Source organism: Streptomyces sp. NPDC051219, assembly GCF_040682335.1.
Lineage (GTDB): Bacteria > Actinomycetota > Actinomycetes > Streptomycetales > Streptomycetaceae > Streptomyces.
This window is the reverse complement of record NZ_JBFBAS010000093.1, coordinates 1-1,313: the sequence shown is the minus strand read 5'-3', so window position 1 is coordinate 1,313 and position 1,313 is coordinate 1. Positions and strand designations below refer to the sequence as shown.

Below are 1,313 nucleotides of genomic sequence, written 5' to 3'. Positions count from 1 at the left end.
GGGTCTGTCCAGTGAAGGCTGGTTCTGGAGTTGTTAGTGGGTCAGCGGCGGGCGGCGGAGAGCCGACCGTCGAAGGTGATCTCGAAGGCGTTGGGCCTTCCAGCGTTGTGACCAGCGTTTGCGTCCCTGCCCGGTGGGGTCGAGGCTCATGACGGCCATGTAGACGCACTTGATCGCTGCTTGCTCGTTCGGGAAATGCCCGCGGGAGCGGACCGCCTTGCGGATGCGGGCGTTGACCGACTCGATGGCGTTGGTTGTGCAGACAACTCGCCTTATTTCACTGTGGAATTGGAGGAAGGGCACGAACTCGGCCCAGGCGTTCTCCCACAGCCTCACGATCGCGGGGTACTTCCTGCCCCACGTCTCTCCGAACTCCAGGAAGCGTTCCTCCGCGACGTCCTGGGTGGGCGCCGTGTAGACGGGCTTGAGCGCCTTCGAGATCTTGTCCCAGTCCTGCCTGGCCGCGTAACGGAACGACGCCCGCAGCAGGTGAACGACACAGGTCAGCGTGATCGCCTGCGGCCAGACCGTCCCGATCACGTCGGGAAGTCCCTTGAGTCCGTCACAGACGACCATGCAGACGTCGTCAACTCCGCGATTCTTGATCTCGGTCAGCACCTGGAGCCAGTACTTGGCGCCCTCGCCGCCGTCGCCGGCCCACAGGCCCAAGATCTCGCGGGTGCCCTCGACGGTGACCGCGAGCACGACGTAGATCGGCCTGTTCGAGACCTGACCATCCCTCAGCTTCACGTGCACACAGTCGATGAACAGGACCGGGTAAACCGAGTCAAGCGGCCGGTTCTGCCATTCGTTCATGCCGTCGATCACCTTGATGCTCCTATCGTTGGTCAAGCGGCAGCGAGCCAGCTGCGATAGGCGTCGGCGAAGGCATCGTCGCGGCGATGACCTCGTTCGATGTTGGAGATGACGGCAGGCCAGACCCCGAAGTGGTTCGCGGCGGCGGTGAGCGTGATGTTCTTGGCCTGGCGGGCCGGCCTGAGGTCAGCGATCTCGGGAACCGCGAACGTCGTGGTGAGATAGCGGAAGATCTCCCGCGCGATGGCGCGTTTGAGGAGACGAATGATCTCCTTCTTCGTCCGCCCGGCCTTGGTTTGCCGCTCGACGTAGTGGCGGGTGCGCCGGTCACGGGCCATCCGGACGAGCGCGATCCGGTAAAGGGCCGCGTTGGCCGCGCGGTCCCCACCGCGGGAGAGCCGGTGACGGTTCGTCTCGCCGCTGGAGGCAGGGACCGGGGCGGCGCCGCACAAGGCCGCGAAAGAAGCCTCGGTGCGCAGGCGGTTGGGGTTGTCGCC

Annotated in this window: 2 pseudogenes; both read right to left on the bottom strand. The window is 65.2% G+C overall.

Annotation, left to right across the window (positions count from 1 at the left end):
• Window positions 1-41 precede the first annotated feature (41 nt).
• Window positions 42-855 (bottom strand): annotated as a pseudogene (locus tag AB0M62_RS34855) (IS256 family transposase); the annotation flags it as partial.
• 176 nt (window positions 856-1,031) lie between these two features.
• A pseudogene (locus AB0M62_RS34850) lies at window positions 1,032-1,313 on the bottom strand (transposase); the annotation flags it as partial.